13 protein-coding genes and 1 tRNA gene are annotated in these 17424 nt (G+C 67.2%); 3 read left to right on the top strand and 11 right to left on the bottom strand.

What is annotated here, in order from left to right; genetic code table 11:
- Positions 1-12: 12 nt before the first annotated feature.
- The 3 genes from HDC36_RS01290 to HDC36_RS01280 all read left to right on the top strand — a co-directional run bounded on the left by HDC36_RS01290 (position 13) and on the right by HDC36_RS01280 (position 2100).
- Positions 13-264, top strand: a complete 252-nt coding sequence (locus tag HDC36_RS01290; RefSeq protein ID WP_179563863.1) for a hypothetical protein — start codon at positions 13-15, stop codon at positions 262-264.
- Between the two features lie 16 nt (positions 265-280).
- Positions 281-595 carry a DUF3175 domain-containing protein gene (locus HDC36_RS01285; protein WP_179563862.1) on the top strand — a complete coding sequence of 105 codons (315 nt, stop codon included), beginning with the start codon at positions 281-283 and terminating at the stop codon, positions 593-595.
- A 119-nt stretch (positions 596-714) separates the two neighbouring features.
- Complete coding sequence (locus HDC36_RS01280; RefSeq protein ID WP_179563861.1) at positions 715-2100, top strand: EAL domain-containing protein; 1386 nt, start codon at positions 715-717, stop codon at positions 2098-2100.
- Positions 2101-2326: 226 nt separating this feature from the next.
- Here HDC36_RS01280 and pnp read toward each other — a convergent pair whose 3' ends face one another.
- The 11 genes from pnp to nuoL form a co-directional block, all read right to left on the bottom strand.
- Complete coding sequence (pnp, locus tag HDC36_RS01275; protein ID WP_179563860.1) at positions 2327-4435, bottom strand: polyribonucleotide nucleotidyltransferase; 2109 nt, start codon at positions 4433-4435, stop codon at positions 2327-2329.
- A 164-nt stretch (positions 4436-4599) separates the two neighbouring features.
- On the bottom strand, positions 4600-4860 hold the full coding sequence (gene rpsO / locus HDC36_RS01270; protein WP_003467392.1) for a 30S ribosomal protein S15: 261 nt from the start codon (positions 4858-4860) through the stop codon (positions 4600-4602).
- A 215-nt stretch (positions 4861-5075) separates the two neighbouring features.
- Positions 5076-6002 (bottom strand): tRNA pseudouridine(55) synthase TruB, encoded by a 927-nt coding sequence (truB, locus tag HDC36_RS01265; protein WP_179563859.1) that lies wholly within the window; start codon positions 6000-6002, stop codon positions 5076-5078.
- Between the two features lie 259 nt (positions 6003-6261).
- Complete coding sequence (gene rbfA, locus HDC36_RS01260) at positions 6262-6669, bottom strand: 30S ribosome-binding factor RbfA (RefSeq protein ID WP_179563858.1); 408 nt, start codon at positions 6667-6669, stop codon at positions 6262-6264.
- Positions 6670-6782: 113 nt separating this feature from the next.
- The gene (gene infB / locus HDC36_RS01255; protein WP_179563857.1) at positions 6783-9491 is read right to left on the bottom strand and encodes a translation initiation factor IF-2; all 2709 of its coding nucleotides are present in this window, start codon (positions 9489-9491) and stop codon (positions 6783-6785) included.
- Between the two features lie 92 nt (positions 9492-9583).
- Positions 9584-11095, bottom strand: a complete 1512-nt coding sequence (gene nusA / locus HDC36_RS01250; RefSeq protein WP_179563856.1) for a transcription termination factor NusA — start codon at positions 11093-11095, stop codon at positions 9584-9586.
- Positions 11092-11739 (bottom strand): ribosome maturation factor RimP, encoded by a 648-nt coding sequence (rimP, locus tag HDC36_RS01245; protein WP_179563855.1) that lies wholly within the window; start codon positions 11737-11739, stop codon positions 11092-11094. The genes nusA and rimP overlap by 4 nt, the downstream gene beginning before the upstream one ends.
- Positions 11740-11944: 205 nt before the next feature.
- Positions 11945-12021 (bottom strand) — tRNA-Met (locus tag HDC36_RS01240).
- A gap of 210 nt (positions 12022-12231) precedes the next feature.
- Entirely contained in the window at positions 12232-13707 is a 1476-nt protein-coding gene (gene nuoN, locus HDC36_RS01235) for an NADH-quinone oxidoreductase subunit NuoN (protein ID WP_179565524.1), read from the bottom strand.
- A gap of 37 nt (positions 13708-13744) precedes the next feature.
- Positions 13745-15247, bottom strand: a complete 1503-nt coding sequence (locus tag HDC36_RS01230; protein WP_179563854.1) for an NADH-quinone oxidoreductase subunit M — start codon at positions 15245-15247, stop codon at positions 13745-13747.
- A gap of 20 nt (positions 15248-15267) precedes the next feature.
- Positions 15268-17424, bottom strand: coding sequence for an NADH-quinone oxidoreductase subunit L (gene nuoL, locus HDC36_RS01225; protein ID WP_179563853.1), 2157 nt, complete (start codon positions 17422-17424; stop codon positions 15268-15270).

Below are 17424 nucleotides of genomic sequence, written 5' to 3'. Positions count from 1 at the left end.
CAGCATGGCAGCATGATCGAACAACCGCGTCGATGCCGGCGCAGCCACGCAGGCGCGGCGCATGCCTGCGCGCGCGATGGCATTGCGCAACGCCGGTGGTCCGCGATGGCCGCCACGCGCGACAGCATCGCAACGCGCGTGTGCGGTATCGGCGTGCATCGCGGCAGCGTCCGCACCGACGACGATGGTTTCTTCGCTCCACCCATTCGCTCGCCATCGGCGGCATGGCGATTCCGCGTCGACTTCCACTCTTCACTTCCCTAGCCAAGGAGCATCACCAATGGCACACAGCAGCTCGAATGTTTCCACCGCCCACTGGGTGCAGCGCGTCAACGAGAGCAGCGATGCGCTGGATCTCACGCCCAGCGTGTTCGAACGCGACGACCCGGTGTCCATCGCCCGTTCGCTCAAGCACTCCGCCGACCAGAGCGCGCGGCGCCGCACCGGTCCCTACCGCTCGGCGATGTCGATGCTGACCTTCTACATCAACCGCGCCGGCAAGCAGCTGCCGGCCCAGCGCCGCGAGGTGCTGGAACAGGCCAAGGACGAACTGCGCAGCCTGTACGGCAAGCCGCGCAAGGGCGCCACCGGCTGAGCGACGCGACGCGGCATGCGGCGGCGCGGCGTGATGCGCACGGCAGTTCCGTGCTTCGCCAGCGCAACCCCGGCGCGTTCCGATTGCCCTGCGCCGAACCATAGGCGCATGATCGCGACATGACCAGGGAACCCGACATTTCGGACTGGGTCCAGCGCCCCGCCGATACCGCTGCCGAGCGCGGCCCCGTTGCCTCGGCGATGAGCGAGGATGCGCTGCTGCTGTCGCGGATCATCCTCGCCCAGGGCGAGATCGCCGCCGCCGGCAGCGACCCGCTGCAAGTGGTCGATGTGGTGACCCGCCGCGCGCAGGAGCTGACCCGCTCCACCGGCGCGGTGGTGGAGATGTGCGACGGCAACGACATGCTGTACTGGTCGGCCAGCGGCATCGCCGAACGACACCTGGGCCTGCGCCTGCCCAGCGACGGCAGCCTGTCCGGCCTGTGCATGCGCAGCGGCCAGGTGCTGCAGTGCGACGATTCGGAAGAAGACCCGCGGGTCAATCTGGTCGCCTGCCGCAAGGTCGGCCTGCGCTCGATGCTGGTGGTGCCGCTGCGCTACGGCGACCGCGGCATCGGCGTACTGAAGGTGATGTCGCCGTACCGCTGCAGCTACACCCCGCAGGACGTGCGCACGCTGGAAATGCTGGCGACCCTGGTCGGCGCGACGCTGGCGCTGGCGATGGACCGCGCTGCGCTGCAGACCGATATCGCGCGCCGCCAGAACGCGGAGAAGCACGCGTTCCGCGAGAAGGCGGCGATCGCCACGCGCATCCGCGAGGTGGTCGCCAACGAGCGCCTGCAGATCGTGACCCAGCCGGTGCTGGCGCTGTCCACGCAGCGCATCGTCGGCGTGGAGGCCTTGTCGCGGTTCCCGTCCAATCCCGGCCTGGCGCCGTTGCGCTGGTTCGACGACGCGAGCAGGGTCGGGCTGGCGCTGGAACTGGAGCTGGCCGCGGCGCGCAAGGCGCTGCAGTTGCTGCCGCAGCTGCCGGCGCCGCTGTACCTGGCGATCAACGTCTCCGCGCAGACCCTGCTGCACCCGCAGCTGGAGGCGCTGCTGCACGGCCACGACCTGTCGCGGGTGGTGCTGGAGATCACCGAGCAATTGCAGGCGCCGGACTATCCGCGCCTGTCCGAGCATATCGGCGCGCTGCAGCGGCAGGGCCTGCGCATCGCGCTGGACGACGCCGGCACCGGCTTCGCCAGCCTGCGCCACCTGCTGCACCTGTCGCCGGACATCATCAAGCTGGACCTGACCCTGACCCGCGGCATCGACGCCGAACCGCGGCGCCAGCGGCTGGCGCTGGCGATCCTGTCCTTCGCCGCCGAGACCGACGCCAGCGTGATCGTCGAAGGCATCGAGACCGAGAGCGAACTGGCCACGCTGCAGGCGCTGGGCGCGCGCTACGGGCAAGGCTACCAACTGGCGCACCCGGGGCCGCTGTCGGCGCACCTGGCGCGCTATCCGGTGATCGGCGACGAGGCGGACTCAGCGCCTGGTTAGAACGTTGGATTGCTCCTGTAGGAGCGGCTTCAGCCGCGACCTGGCATTGCCGGGAAAGCTCCTGTCGCGGCTGAAGCCGCTCCTACAAGGGGTCGCGGGGGGATCGCGGGGATCGCGGCCTGCCGCATTCCTACCGTTAACCGAACGCATCGCGCGCAAACGCCGCGCATGAAAAAAGCGGGCCGAAGCCCGCTTTTTCCTTGCTGCAGCGTTGGACGCCGACGGCTTACTCGGCCGTCACGCCCTCGCCTTCTTCCACGGCCTTCATCGACAGGCGGATACGGCCCTGCTTGTCGACTTCCAGCACCTTGACCTTGACCAGATCGCCTTCCTTCAACACGTCGCTGACCTTCTCGACGCGGTCGCTGGAGATCTGCGACACGTGCACCAGGCCGTCCTTGCCCGGCAGGATGGTGACGAACGCACCGAAGTCCATGATCTTGGCGACCTTGCCTTCGTAGATGCGGCCCGGCTCCACGTCCGAGGTGATCTGCTCGATGCGCGCCTTGGCGGCCTGCGCAGCGATCGCGTTGACCGAGGCGATGACGATGGTGCCGTCGTCCTGGATGTCGATCTGGGTGCCGGTTTCCTTGGTGATCGCCTGGATGGTCGAGCCGCCCTTGCCGATCACTTCGCGGATCTTGTCCGGGTGGATCTTGATCGTCAGCAGGCGCGGCGCGTAGTCGCTCAGTTCCGAACGCGGGCTGGTCAGCGCGCTGGCCATCTCGCCGAGGATGTGCAGGCGGCCGGCCTTGGCCTGCGCCAGGGCCTGCTTCATGATCTCTTCGGTGATGCCTTCGATCTTGATGTCCATCTGCAGCGCGGACACGCCTTCGGCGGTACCGGCGACCTTGAAGTCCATGTCGCCCAGGTGATCTTCATCACCCAGGATGTCCGACAGCACCACGAAGTCGTCGCCTTCCTTGACCAGGCCCATCGCGATACCCGCGACCGGCGCCTTCACCGGCACGCCGGCGTCCATCAGCGCCAGCGAGCTGCCGCACACCGAGGCCATCGACGAGGAACCGTTGGACTCGGTGATTTCCGACACCACGCGGATCGTGTACGGGAACTCTTCCATGCTCGGCATCACTGCCAGCACGCCGCGCTTGGCGAGGCGGCCGTGACCGATCTCGCGACGCTTCGGCGCACCGAAGCGGCCGCACTCGCCCACCGAGTAGGGGGGGAAGTTGTAATGGAACAGGAAGTTTTCCTTGTACTCGCCGCTGACCGCGTCGATCACCTGGCCGTCGCGGGCGGTGCCCAGCGTGGTGATGACGATCGCCTGGGTCTCGCCGCGGGTGAACAGCGCCGAGCCATGGGTGCGCGGCAGCACGCCGGCCTTGACGCTGATCGGACGCACAGTGTCCAGCGCACGGCCGTCGATGCGCACCTTGGTGCTCAGCACCGAGCCGCGCATGGTCTGGTATTCCAGCTCGCCGAATTCCTTGGACAGGTCGGCAGCGACCCAGCCTTCGACGGTGGCGCGCGGCGCCAGCTGCGCCAGCACGTCCTTCTTGATCGCCGAAATCGCGTCGCGACGCTGCAGCTTGTCGCGCACCTGGAACGCCGACGCCAGCTGATCGCCGACCGCTTCCTTCAGCGCCGCGATCATGCCTTCGTTCTTCGCCGGGGCGACCCAGTCGGACGGCTTGGTGCCGGCTTCGACGGTCAGCTCGTTGATGATGTTGATGACCTTCTGCATCTCGCGATGGCCGAAGGTGACCGCGCCCAGCATCACTTCTTCCGACAGCAGCGCCGCTTCGGACTCGACCATCAGCACCGCGTTGGCGGTACCGGCCACGACCAGCTCCAGCTGCGAATCCTTCAGCTCGGTGATGGTCGGGTTGAGGATGTATTCGCCGTTCTTGTAACCGACCTTGGCGGCGCCGATCGGGCCGTTGAACGGGGTGCCGGCCAGCGACAGCGCGGCCGAGGCGCCGATCAGCGCGGCGATGTCGCCGTCGATGTCCGGGTTCATCGACATCACCGTGGCGATGATCTGCACTTCGTTCTTGTAGTCCTCCGGGAACAGCGGACGGATCGGACGGTCGATCAGACGCGAAATCAGCGTCTCCTTCTCGGTCGCACGACCCTCGCGCTTGAAGAAGCCGCCGGGGATGCGGCCGCCGGCGTAGAACTTCTCCTGATAGTCGACCGTCAGCGGGAAGAAGTCCTGACCTTCGCGCGCGCTCTTGGCGGCGACGGCGGTGACCAGCAGTACGGTGTCGTCCATCTTGACGATGACGGCGCCGCCGGCCTGGCGGGCGATCTCGCCGGTTTCGAGGGTGACGGTGTGCTTGCCGTACTGGAAGGTTTTGGTGATTTTTGCCACGGGGTTTCCTTGGATGATGCTGTCTTCGAATGGACCGCTGACGGCCCATGCCGCTGGCGGGTGGCCGGGAGGATCCGGCCGGCGGCGCGGAGCATTCCCCGGGCCACGGTACTACCCAAAACAAAACCGCGGCGCATCACTGCGCCGCGGTAGGGTTCGTTGACTCAGCGACGCAGGCCGAGCTTCTCGATCAGCGCCTTGTAGCGCTCGCCATCCTTCTTCTTCAGATAGTCGAGCAGGCTGCGGCGGCGGTTGACCATCTGCAGCAGGCCGCGGCGGCTGTGGTGGTCCTTCTTGTGGGTCTTGAAGTGGCCGGTCAGCAGCTCGATGCGCGCGGTCAGCAGGGCGACCTGCACTTCCGGGGAGCCGGTGTCGGCGGCGCCGCGCTTGTTTTCTTCGATGACTTTCTGGGTGTCGATGGACATGGTGTGTTTTCTCTGAGATGCGGGGCCGGCAGAAACGTGCTGATGAGACGCACCGCCTGGCTCGCCGATTGCGAAGGATTGCGCCGGAGCGCAGGGTTGCCGTAAAGGCCGCCGAATTGTACCGGCCCCAGCCCGGACGAACAAGGTGTTAACGCCGCGTCACGGCCAGGCCGGCCGCATCGCGGCCCGCGCCGGGCTCCTCGGCAGGTCGCGAATCAGAGGTTGAACATGCGCTGCGGCGCCAGCAGCCCGCCGGCATCGACCTGGCCCAGCCCCAGCGGCAGGCCGTCCTCGCCGAACACCGCGACCGCGCCCGGCGCCCAGGCCGCATCGCGCAGGCGCTGGCCCATGCGGAAACGCTGCGCCGCAGCATGGTCCAGGCGCAACGGCGGGAAGTCGACCAGGCCGGCGGCCAGCGGCAGCAACAGCGCCTCCAGCGCCTGCGGCTCCTGCGCGGCCAGTTGCTGCAGCTGTTCCAGGGTCACCATCTGCGGCTGCCGGAACGGCTCCACCCACAAGCGCCGCAGCCCGGCGATATGCGCGCCGCAGCCCAGCGCCTCGCCCAGGTCGCGGGCCAGGCTGCGGATGTAGGTGCCGGAACCGCAGGCCACATGCAGGCGCAGGCGCTCGCTCTCGTGGGCGAGCACGTCGATGGCGTGGACCTCGACCTCGCGCTCCGGCGCCTCGATCGCCTCGCCGCGGCGCGCCTTCGCGTACAGCGGCTCGCCGCCCTGCTTCAGCGCCGAATAGATCGGCGCGCGCTGGCGGATGCGTCCGCGCAGCGGCGCCAGCGCCGCCTGCAGGGTCGCCGCATCGATCGCCGGCACCGGCCGGGTGCGCAGCACCGCGCCGTCGGCATCGTCGCTGTCGGTGCTTACGCCGAGCACGATCTCGGCTTCATAGGCCTTGGCCGACCCCAGCAGCAGCCCGGCCAGCTTGGTCGCCTCGCCGAAGCACAGCGGCAGCAGGCCGGTGGCCAGCGGATCCAGGCTGCCGGTATGGCCGCCCTTCTCGGCACGGAACAGCCGCCGCGCCGCCTGCAGCGCCGCGTTGGAACTCATGCCGGCCGGCTTGTCGAGCAGCACGATGCCGTCGAGGCGGCGGAAGGAAATGCGGGGCAGTCGGGGGCCGAAGACGGGCATGGCGTTGGAAGCTGGGGGATTCGGGATTCGGGATTCGGGATTCGGGATTCGGAAATCGGGAATCGGGAATCGGGAATCGGGAATCGGGAATCGAACGGTAAGGCCTGCGATCGTCGCAGGCCAGAAGGAAAAGCAGGCCGATGCAGAAGGATCTGCCGGCCGCGCAGACAAGGCTGCGGAGCACGGGCCGACGCAAACATGGGTGGCCTGCAGTGCGCCCGACGCGCGGTGCCGATGCAATCGCACCGGCGGCAACGACTCAGGCTTTCGGCGGGACCGCGTCGCCGTCGCTGTCGCCCTCGGCGTCTTCCGACTGCTGCAATTCGGGCATGTCGCGCAGCAGGTTGTCGATGCGCTCGCCGCGATCGACCGAATCGTCGTAGTGGAAATGCAGTTCGGGCACGTGGCGCAGCTTCATCGCCCGCGCCAGCTCGCTACGCAGTTGCGGCGCCAGCTCTTTCAGGCCCTTGACCGCCTCTACGGAGCGCTCGGGCAGCAACGCGGTGACGAACACCTTGGCATGGGCCAGGTCGCGGGTGACCTCGACGTCGGAAACACTGACCGACGGCAGGCCGTGATCGCGCACGGCCGAATGCACGATCGTGCCCAGGTCGCGGCGGATCTGCGCAGACACGCGATCGGTACGGTGAAAGGATTTTGTTGCCATGGTCCGGAATCTCTCTGTTCGGAGCGCGGGACCGGGAATGGGCGGGAACGAGCGACGCGCACCAGGCCGCCACTTTTCCCAATCCCGATTCCCGAATCCCGACTCCCGGCTTCTTACAGCGTGCGCTGCACTTCGATGCGCTCGAAGCACTCGATCTGGTCGCCCGGCTTGACGTCGTTGTAGGCCTTCACGCCGATACCGCACTCGGTGCCGTTGCGCACCTCGTCGACGTTCTCCTTGAAGCGACGCAGCGATTCCAGCTCGCCCTCGAAGACCACGGTGTTGTCGCGCAGCACGCGGATCGGCTTGTTGCGCTTGACCACGCCCTCCACGACCATGCAGCCGGCGACCGCGCCGAACTTGGAGCTGCGGAACACGTCGCGCACCTGGGCGGTACCGATGATCTCTTCGCGGATTTCCACGCCGAGCAGACCGGAGGCCACCTGCTTCACCTGGTCGATCACGTCATAGATGATCGAGAAGTAGCGCAGGTCCACGCCGTTGGTTTCGATGATGCGCCGCGCCGAAGCGTCCGCACGCACGTTGAAGCCGATCACCGTGGCCTTGGAGGCCAGCGCCGAGTTCGCATCGGACTCGGTGATGCCGCCGACGCCGGAGTGGATCACGTTGATCCGGATCTGCTCGTTGGACAGCGCCACCAGCGACTGCTTCAGCGCTTCCACCGAACCCTGCACGTCGGCCTTGATCACCAGGTTCAGCGACAGCTGGCCTTCGCCCTTGCCGAGCTGCGACATGATGTCTTCCATGCGGCTGCCCGCCGAGGACACCAGGCGCGACTCGCGGCGCTTGGCCTCGCGCTGCTGCGCCACGTCCTTGGCCAGGCGCTCGTCGTCGACCACGACGAAGTCGTCGCCGGCATCCGGCACGCCGGACAGGCCGAGCACCTGCACCGGGATCGACGGACCCGCCTCGGCCGGCTGGCCGCCGGTCTCGTCGAACAGCGCACGCACGCGGCCGTACTGCACGCCGCACACCAGGTAGTCGCCGCGCTTCAGGCTGCCCTGCTGCACCAGCACCGTCGCCACCGGGCCACGGCCCTTGTCCAGCGAGGATTCGATCACCACGCCGCTGGCGCGGCCATCGAACACCGCCTTCAGCTCCAGCACTTCGGCCTGCAGCGAGATCGCGTCGAGCAGCGTGTCGATGCCCGCGCCGGTCTTGGCCGAGACTTCGACGAACTGGGTGTCGCCACCGAATTCTTCGGCGACCACGTCCTGCGAGAGCAGTTCGTTCTTGACCCGCAGCGGATCGGCGCCGGACTTGTCGATCTTGTTGACCGCCACGATCAGCGGCACGCCGGCCGCCTTGGCGTGCTTGACCGCCTCGATCGTCTGCGGCATCACGCCGTCGTCGGCCGCCACCACCAGCACCACGATGTCGGTCAGCTTGGCGCCGCGCGCGCGCATCGAGGTGAAGGCCGCATGGCCCGGGGTATCCAGGAAGCTGATGACGCCGCGATCGGTTTCGACGTGATACGCGCCGATGTGCTGGGTGATGCCGCCGGCTTCGCCCGAGGCGACCTTGGTGCGGCGGATGTAATCCAGCAGCGAGGTCTTGCCGTGATCGACGTGACCCATGATGGTGACCACCGGCGGACGCGAGCGCTTCTCGCCCTGCTCGTCCTCGGTGTGCGCCAGCAGCGCGTCCTCGGCGTCGGCACTGCCCGCACGCACCGGCTTGTGGCCGAGCTCTTCGGTGATCAGCGCCGCGGTGTCGTGGTCGATGGACTGGGTGATGGTGGCCATCACGCCCATCTTGAACAGCGCCTTGACCACGTCGCCGCCCTTCAGCGCGAGCTTCTGCGCCAGGTCGGCCACGGTGATGGTCTCGCCGATCGCCACTTCGCGCACCACCGGTGCGGTCGGACGCTCGAAGCCATGCGCACCGCCGCCGCTGCGCGAGGGCTCGGGCTGGCGACGGCCGCCGCTGTTGCCGCCGCGCGGCTTGCCGCGCACGTTGGAACGGCGCGCGCGATCGGCCGCGGACAGGTGCAGCTGGCCGGCGAAGCGGCTGGTGCTGTCGTCGTCCTCGACGCCGGCGACCATCACGTGCGAGCCGCGGGTCTTGTGCTTGTTGCCGGCGTTGCGGTCGTCGCTGCGCGGCGCGGCCGGCTTCGGCGGATGATGCGGCGCGCTGGCCGGACGCGGCGCACGCGGCGCGGCGGCGGCACCGGTGCCGGCACCGGCATTCGGGGTCGCAGCGGACGCAGGCGCAGCCGCGGCCGCCGGCGGCGCCGACTCGGCTTCCAGCGCGGCCTGCGCGGCCTTGCGCTCGGCTTCGACGCGGTCGCGCGCATCCTGCTCGGCCTGGCGCTTGCGCTCGATTTCCTCGGCGCGCGCACGGTCCTGCTCGGCGAGCTTCTGCTGTTCGGCCAGGTTGCGCTGCTTGGAGGCTTCCAGCTTGCGCAGGATCTCGGCGCGCTCGTCATCCACCCGTCCGCCCGACGACATGCCCGCGCGCTCGGCAGCGAGGTCTTCGGCGGTCTTGACGTAGGTACGCTTCTGCCGGACCTCGACGTTGACCGTGGTCTTGCTGCGACCGGCGCTGACCGTCACTTCCTGCAGCTTGCGCCGGTTCAGGGTGATCTTCTTCGGCGCGGCCTGGGCTTCTTCCTCGACCGGCTTGTCGGTCTTGCCGTGGGTACGGCGCAGGAAGCCGAGCAGCTTCATCTTTTCGGTACTGGTCACGACCTGGTCGGGACCGCTGAACTTCATTCCGGCCTCGGCCAGTTGAACCAGCAGTTTATCGACCGGCGTATTCACCAGTTCGGCCAGCTTGCGGATGGTGGTTTGCTGCGACATTCGGATCCTATGATCTGGTTGGCGCCCCCTCGCGTGCGAAGGTAGCGCGGATTCTAAGCCCTGATCGGTTCAGGGCGGCATTCATCGCTGACTCATTCGCCGCGTTCCAATCGGGCGATCTCCTCGGCACGGGCTGCCAGGATGAGCGCAGCGGCGCGCTCCTGGTCCACATCCTCGATGCCGAATTCGAGGATTTCGTCCGCAGCCAGATCCGACAGGTCCTCGCTGGTCCGCACGCCATGGCTGGCCAGCGCGTAGGCGGTGGCCTCGTCCATGCCTTCCAGCGACAGCAAATCCGCCGCCGGCACGCCGCTGTCGTCGCTTTCCTCGGCGGCCAGCGCCTCGTTGAGCAGCGCATCGCGCGCGCGGGCCCGCAGTTCCTCGACGATGTCCTCGTCGAAGCCTTCCACCGCCAGCAGCTCGCCGACCGGCACGTAGGCGATTTCCTCGACCGAGTTGAAGCCCTCGGCGACCAAGATCGCGGCGATTTCCTCGTCCACTTCCAGCTTTTCCATGAACAGCTGGCGGGCGACGGTCTGCTCGGCCTCGGACTTGGCCGCGACCTGCTCGGCGGTCATCACGTTGAGCTGCCACCCGGTCAGGCGGCTGGCCAGACGCACGTTCTGGCCGCCCTTGCCGATCGCCTGGGCCAGCCGGTCTTCGGCCACCGCCAGGTCCATCGAGTGCTTTTCCTCATCGACGATGATCGACTGCACCTCGGCCGGCGCCATCGCGTTGATGACGAAATTGGCCGGGTTGTCGTTCCACAACACGATGTCCACGCGCTCGCCGTTGAGCTCGTTGGACACCGCCTGCACGCGCGAACCGCGCATGCCGATGCAGGCGCCGATCGGGTCGGTGCGGGTGTCGTGCGCCAGCACCGCGATCTTGGCGCGGTCGCCCGGATCGCGCGCGCAGGCCTTGATCTCGACCAGGCCCTGGCCCACTTCCGGCACTTCCAGCTTGAACAGCTCGATCATGAATTCCGGCGCGGCGCGGCTGATGAACAGCTGCGGGCCGCGCGGCTCCGAGCGCACTTCGGCCAGGTAGCCGCGGACGCGGTCGCCGGCGCGCAGCACGTCGCGCGGGATGCCCTTGTCCTTGGGAATGAAGGCCTCGGCGTTGCCGCCCAGATCGACATAGATGTTGCCGCGCTCGGCGCGCTTGACCACGCCGGTGACCAGCTCGCCGATGCGGTCCTTCCACGCGTCCACCACCTGCTGGCGCTCGGCCTCGCGCACGCGCTGCACGATCACCTGCTTGGCGGCCTGCGCGGCGATGCGCCCGAAATCCGGGTTCTCGATCTGCTCTTCGATGTAGTCGCCGACGTCCACGCCTTCGGCTTCGTCGACCGCGTCCATCAGGCGGATCTGCCGGTCCGGCGATTCCATCACCACGTCGTCGGCCACCACTTCCCAGCGGCGGTAGGTTTCGTAATTGCCGTCCTTGTGATCGATGGTGACGCGCGTCAGCACGTCCTGATCGGGGTAGCGCTTCTTCGCCGCCGAGGCCAAGGCGGCCTCGATCGCGTCGAAGATCACTTCGCGCGGCACGCCTTTTTCGTTGGCCACCGCGTCGACTACCAGCAACAGTTCCTTGCTCATTCTTTCGCTCCGCGCGCAGCCTTGTCGGCTGCCGGTTCGTTGGATGGTTTCTTATTGGGTTTTGCGGTCTTGCCGGCCGGCTTGGGGCGCTTGGCCGGCGGCTTTGGGGTGCTACCCGGCTGCTTGGGCGTCTTGCCCGGCTTGGTCGGGGCCAGGCCCAGCGCCGCCCAGTCGGGCAGGATCCGCGCCTTGTCGATATTGTCGAAATCCACCGCCAGTTCGGCGCCGTCGACCTCGAACACGATGCGGCCGGCGTCCGCGTCCACCTGGGCGATGCGCCCCTGCAGGCGCCGACGGCCCTGCTGCGGCAGCTTCAACACCACCTTGGCCGACTCGCCCTGGTGGCGCGCGAACTGCGCGGCGGTGAACAGCGGACGGTCCACGCCGGGCGAGGACACTTCCAGCGTGTAGTTGCCGCTGATCGGATCTTCCACGTCCAGCTGCGCCGACACTTCGCGGCTGACCCGCTCGCAATCGTCGATGTTGACGATGCGCTCGGGCTGTTCGGCCAGCGGCACGTCGATATACAGGCGCAGCGTGGCGCCGCCCGGGGCCGGCAGGTATTCCGCCCCCAGCAGTTCCAGACCCAACGCGTCCACGGTCGGGCCCAGCAGATTCGCGATTTCGTTTGCCTTGTCGCTCACAGCCTGCCTTGCATTTGAATGAATGAAATCGGTCCTGGCGGTTTTCCCGGACCCCGGAAACGACAAAGGGCCCGTTGGGCCCCTTGTCCGGTACGACTCCGGTAAAGCTGGATTCCGGTTGCAAAGACGGGAACATGCGTCTTCGCGAAGCCCAAATTTCCCTACCGCAGGCAACCGGTGAACTGGTTGCCGCTGTAGACAAATATGGTAGCGGGGGCAGGATTTGAACCTGCGACCTTCGGGTTATGAGCCCGACGAGCTGCCAGACTGCTCCACCCCGCAGCAGAAGCGGAATTATGAAGAACCAGCGCGATTATTGCAAGCCCTGATTTTCATCCGACCCGGTGGCGATGCCGCCGGTCTTCGAGCGACATGATAACCGCACGCGACCGATAACGGAATACCGATAGCATCGCTCGATGCACAAACGACAACGCCGCCAGGACGGCGGCGTTGTCGCAAACAGCTTGAAAACAGCGCTTTGGCGCGCGATCAGGCCAGATGCGCGAACGCGCGCTGGCACCACGCCATCAGCGGGCTCCAGGCCAGGCCCAGCGCCAGCAAGCCGATCGCATTGACGCCGAGCACCACGCCGAGCACGCGGTCGTCGTTGGCCGGCAACGGCTCGCCGACCGGCTCGTCGAAATACATCACCTTGATCACGCGCAGGTAGTAGAACGCGCCGATCACCGCGCACAGCACCGACAGGATCGCCAGGCCGGTCCACCACAGGTTGTCGGTCGGCACCGCGACCACCGCGCCGAGCACCGCCAGCTTGGCCCAGAAGCCCAGGAACGGCGGCACGCCGGCCAGCGAGGCCATGATGCACAGCACCAGCAGCGCCATCCACGGGTTGCGCGCGTTCAGGCCCTTGAAGTCGTCGATGTGCTCGGCCTCGAAGCCCTTGCGCGACATCGCGATGATCGCGCCGAACGAGGCGGTGGACATCACCGCGTAGCAGATCGCATAGAACAGCGCCGCCGCATAGCCGCGCTCGCCGCCGCCGGCCACGCCGAGCAGCAGGAAGCCGATGTGCGAGACGGTCGAATACGCCAGCATGCGCTTGAGGTTGCTCTGCGCCAGCGCCATCAGGTTGCCGACCAGCAGCGACAGCGCCGCCAGGCCGCCGATCACCCAGTGCCACTGCTCGGCCAGCGGGCCGACGCCCACTTCCAGCAGCCGGTAGGCCATGCCGAACGCGGCCAGCTTCGAGGCCGAGCTGATGAACAGCGCGATCGGTGCCGGCGCGCCCTGGTACACGTCGGGCAGCCACATGTGGAACGGCGCGGCGCCGAGCTTGAACGCCACGCCGGCGATCATGAAGACGGTGCCGGTCAGCAGCAGCGTGCGCTCGTGGGTGGAACCGATCGCCTCGTGGATGCCGGTCAGGCTCAGCGTGCCGGTGGCGCCGTAGATCAGCGACATGCCGTACAGCAGCAGGCCCGAGGCCAGCGAGCCGAGCACGATGTACTTCATCGCCGCTTCGGTGGCCATGCCGTTGTCGCGGTTCGACGCGACCAGGGCGTACGAGCACAGCGCCAGCAGTTCCAGGCCCAGGTAGACCATCAGCAGGCTGCCGGCCGAGACCAGGATCATCATGCCGACCGTGGCGAACAGCACCAGCACCGGGATCTCGCCCTGGTACAGCTTGCGCTCGCGCAGGTAGCTCCAGCCGTAGATCAGGGTCAGCGCGCTGAGGCCGACGATCACCGTCTTCATCACGTCGGCGGCGGCGTCGCGCACGAACATGCCGTTGAACACCTCGCCCTGCCCGCCCACGCCGGCGAGCAGCATCGCGAACACCGCGACCAGGATCGCCACCGAGACGATGTGGGTCCAGGCCTTGTTGCGCTCGCTGACGAACAGATCGAGCATCAGCAGGGCGAAGGCGCCGCCGGTCAGCACCAGCTCGGGGAGCAGGGGCGGCAGGTCGACGGCGGTCAGGGGCAGTAGCGCAGGGGTGGTCATCATCAAATCTCTGGAATCATTTCGCTCGACGGCCCGATTACAGCTTGCTGGTGGCGATCTGCGCCGCCAGCTTTGCGATCGAGGGTTCCATCAGGTCGGTCAGCGGCTTCGGATACAGGCCCAGGACCAGCACGCCCACCGCAAACACGCCCAGCACCAGCGCCTCGCGGCCGTTGATGTCCTTCAGCTCGGCCACGTGCGCGTTGGCCACTTCGCCGAAGAACACGCGCCGGTACAGCCACAGGGTATAGGCGGCGGTGATCACCAGGGTCGTGCCCGCACCGACGGCCAGCAGCGGATGGGTCTGGAAGCTGGCCATGAGCACCATGAACTCGCCGACGAACCCGCTGGTTCCCGGCAGGCCGGCATTGGCCATGAAGAACAGCATCGAGAACGCGGCGAACCACGGCATCACGTTGGCCACGCCGCCGTAGTCGGCGATGCGGCGGGTATGCATGCGGTCGTAGAGCACGCCGACGCAGGAGAACATCGCGCCGGACACGAAACCGTGCGAGATCATCTGCACCATCGCGCCCTGCAGGCCCAGGCGCGCCGCATCGGTGCTGCCGAAGCCGACCAGGGCGAAGGCGATGAAGGTGCCGAGGGTGACGAAGCCCATGTGCGCGATCGACGAATACGCGATCAGCTTCTTCATGTCGTCCTGCACCAGCGCGACCAGGCCGACGTAGATCACCGCGATCAGCGACAGCGCGATCACCAGCCAGGCCCACTCGTTGCTGGCGTCGGGCAGGATCGGCAGATTGAAGCGCAGGAAGCCGTAGCCGCCGATCTTCAGCGCGATCGCCGCCAGGATCACCGAACCGGCGGTCGGCGCCTCGACGTGCGCGTCCGGCAGCCAGGTGTGCACCGGGAACATCGGCACCTTGACCGCGAACGCGATCAGGAAAGCGAAGAACAACCAGGTCTGTTCCTTGGAGGTCAGCGACAGCTGGTACAGGTCGGCGAGCTGGAAGCTGCCGCCCTTCAGGTACAGGTAGATCAACCCGACCAGCATCAGCACCGAGCCGAGGAAGGTGTACAGGAAGAACTTGACCGCGGCGTAGATGCGGCGCGGGCCGCCCCAGATGCCGATGATCAGGAACATCGGGATCAGCATCGCCTCGAAGAACACGTAGAACAGCATCGCGTCGGTGGCGGCGAAGATGCCGACGGTGACGCCTTCCAGGATCAGGAACGCGGCCACGTACTGGTTGACCCGCTTCTCGATCGAGGTCCAGGCGCCGATCAGCGCCAGCACCGTGACCAGCGTGGTCAGCACGATCAGCGCGATCGCGATGCCATCGACGCCGAGGTTGTAGCCGATGTCGTAGGCCGGGATCCACGCATGGGTCTCGACGAACTGCAGCGCGTCGCTGGCGTAGTCGAAGCCGGTGAGCAGCGGCAGGCTGAGGGCGAAGGTCAGCAACGCGACCAGCAGCGACGCCCAGCGCGCCGCCTTGGCGTCGCGCAACGCGAGGATCAGCGCGCCGCCGAGGATCGGCAGCCAGATCAGGAGAGTCAGTAGGGGCCAGTTCGACACGTGTTCTTATTCCGTACAGGTCAACGCCAGAAATGCATCAGCACGCCCAACAGGGCAATGAGACCGATGATCATCGCGAAGGCGTAGTGATAGAGGAAACCGGATTGCGTGCGACGCAGCAGGTTGGCCGCCAGGTCGATCACGCGCGCGGTGCCGTTGACCATGACGCCGTCCACGACATGCGTATCCACCGCGCGCGACACCTTGCCCAGGCCCAGCCCGCCGCCGGCGAAGCCGTCGATCCAGAGCTTGTCGAAACCGTACTTGTTCTCGAGGATCCACACCGGCAGCGAGAACGTCTTGCGCGCCTTCGCCGCCAGCTCGGGCTTCCACAGGTACAGGATCCAGGCCAGGGCGAAGCCGGCCAGGGTCAGGAAGAACGGCGGCTGGGTCAGGCCGTGCAGCGCGAACGCGACCGGGCCGTGGAACTCTTCGGCCAACGCGCCGACGCTGTCGCGCGCCGGGTTGTAGAAGTCGATGATGCCGCTGAAGAAACTGACCGCCTGGCCCTTGATCGCCACCGCGGCATGATGCCCCGCCCAATCGGTGCCGAACAGCATCGGGCCGATGGTGAAGAAGCCGATCGCGATCGACGGGATCGCCAGCAGCACCAGCGGCACCGTCACCACCCACGGCGACTCGTGCGGCTCGTGCGCGCCATGGTGGCCGTGGTCGTCGTGACCATGGTCGTCATGCGCATGCGTGTCGTGCGCGTCGGCATGCGCGCTGTCGTGGTGCGCGTGCGCCTCGTGCGCATGCGCGTCGCGGAAGCGTTCCTTGCCGTGGAAGGTCAGGAACAGCAGGCGGAAGCTGTAGAAGCTGGTGATCAGCACGCCGCCGAGCACCGCCCAGTAGCCGTAGGTCGCGATCCAGTTGTGCGACTCGTGCGCATGGTGCGCGGCCGCCTCGATGATCGTGTCCTTGGAATAGAAGCCGGCGAAGAACGGGGTACCGACCAGGGCCAGGGTGCCGATCACGCTGGTCCAGTAGGTGACCGGCATGTACTTGCGCAGGCCGCCCATCTTGCGCATGTCCTGCTCGTGGTGCATGCCGACGATCACCGAGCCGGCGGCCAGGAACAGCAGCGCCTTGAAGAAGGCGTGGGTCATCAGGTGGAACACCGCCGCCGAGTACGCCGACACGCCCAGCGCCACGGTCATGTAGCCCAGCTGCGACAGCGTCGAGTAGGCGACCACGCGCTTGATGTCGTTCTGCACGATGCCGATCAGGCCGGTGAAGAACGCGGTGGTGGCGCCGATGAACAGCACGAAGTTCAGCGCGGTTTCCGACAGCTCGAACAGCGGCGACATGCGCGCCACCATGAAGATGCCGGCGGTGACCATGGTCGCGGCGTGGATCAGCGCCGAGATCGGGGTCGGGCCTTCCATCGAGTCGGGCAGCCACACGTGCAGCGGCACCTGCGCCGACTTGCCCATCGCGCCGATGAACAGGCAGATGCAGATGATCGTCGCCACGTTCCACGGGTGGCCCTGGAACAGCTGCACCTGGGCCAGGCCGCCGGCCGTCTCGCTGCCGAGCACCGCCGTGGCGTTGGCGAACACGCTGGCGTAGTCGAGCGTGCCGAACCACAGCAGCACGCCGGCGATGCCGAGGATGAAGCCGAAGTCGCCGACGCGGTTGACCAGGAACGCCTTCATGTTGGCGAACACCGCGCTCGGCCGCTTGAACCAGAACCCGATCAGCAGGTACGACACCAGGCCCACCGCTTCCCAGCCGAAGAACAGCTGCAGGAAGTTGTTGCTCATCACCAGGCTCAGCATCGAGAAGGTGAACAGCGAGATGTAGCTGAAGAAGCGCTGGTAGCCGGGATCCTCGGCCATGTAGCCGATGGTGTAGATGTGCACCAGCAGCGACACGAAGGTCACCACCACCATCATCATCGCGGTCAGCCGATCGACCATGAAGCCGACGTGGGCCGAGTAGTGGCCGACCTCGAAGAAGGTGTACAGGTTCTGGTTGAACGGCGACGCGCCCTGCCCGACTAGCTGGTACAGCGTCCAGCACGACAGCGCGCAGCTGATCGCCACGCCGAGGATGGTGACGGACTGGGCGCCCTTGCGGCCGACCTGGCGACCGAACAGGCCGGCGACGATGCTGCCGACCAGCGGCGCAAGCACCACCGCGATCAGCAGACTCTTGGAGAGAGTGATTTCCAT

Origin of the sequence: Xanthomonas sp. JAI131 (assembly GCF_013410075.1) — a bacterium.
GTDB lineage: Bacteria > Pseudomonadota > Gammaproteobacteria > Xanthomonadales > Xanthomonadaceae > Xanthomonas_A > Xanthomonas_A bonasiae.
This window is presented reverse-complemented; position numbering and strand designations above follow the sequence as displayed.

Bases quoted from the DNA above. Each gene is read 5' to 3' on its own strand.
- HDC36_RS01290 (WP_179563863.1), top strand. From the start codon at position 13: ATGATCGAACAACCGCGTCGATGCCGGCGCAGCCACGCAGGCGCGGCG.
- HDC36_RS01285 (WP_179563862.1), top strand. From the start codon at position 281: ATGGCACACAGCAGCTCGAATGTTTCCACCGCCCACTGGGTGCAGCGC.
- HDC36_RS01280 (WP_179563861.1), top strand. From the start codon at position 715: ATGACCAGGGAACCCGACATTTCGGACTGGGTCCAGCGCCCCGCCGAT.
- rpsO (WP_003467392.1), bottom strand. From the start codon at position 4,860: ATGTCCATCGACACCCAGAAAGTCATCGAAGAAAACAAGCGCGGCGCC.
- truB (WP_179563859.1), bottom strand. From the start codon at position 6,002: ATGCCCGTCTTCGGCCCCCGACTGCCCCGCATTTCCTTCCGCCGCCTC.
- rbfA (WP_179563858.1), bottom strand. From the start codon at position 6,669: ATGGCAACAAAATCCTTTCACCGTACCGATCGCGTGTCTGCGCAGATC.
- infB (WP_179563857.1), bottom strand. From the start codon at position 9,491: ATGTCGCAGCAAACCACCATCCGCAAGCTGGCCGAACTGGTGAATACG.
- nusA (WP_179563856.1), bottom strand. From the start codon at position 11,095: ATGAGCAAGGAACTGTTGCTGGTAGTCGACGCGGTGGCCAACGAAAAA.
- nuoN (WP_179565524.1), bottom strand. From the start codon at position 13,707: ATGACCACCCCTGCGCTACTGCCCCTGACCGCCGTCGACCTGCCGCCC.
- nuoL (WP_179563853.1), bottom strand. From the start codon at position 17,424: ATGGAAATCACTCTCTCCAAGAGTCTGCTGATCGCGGTGGTGCTTGCG.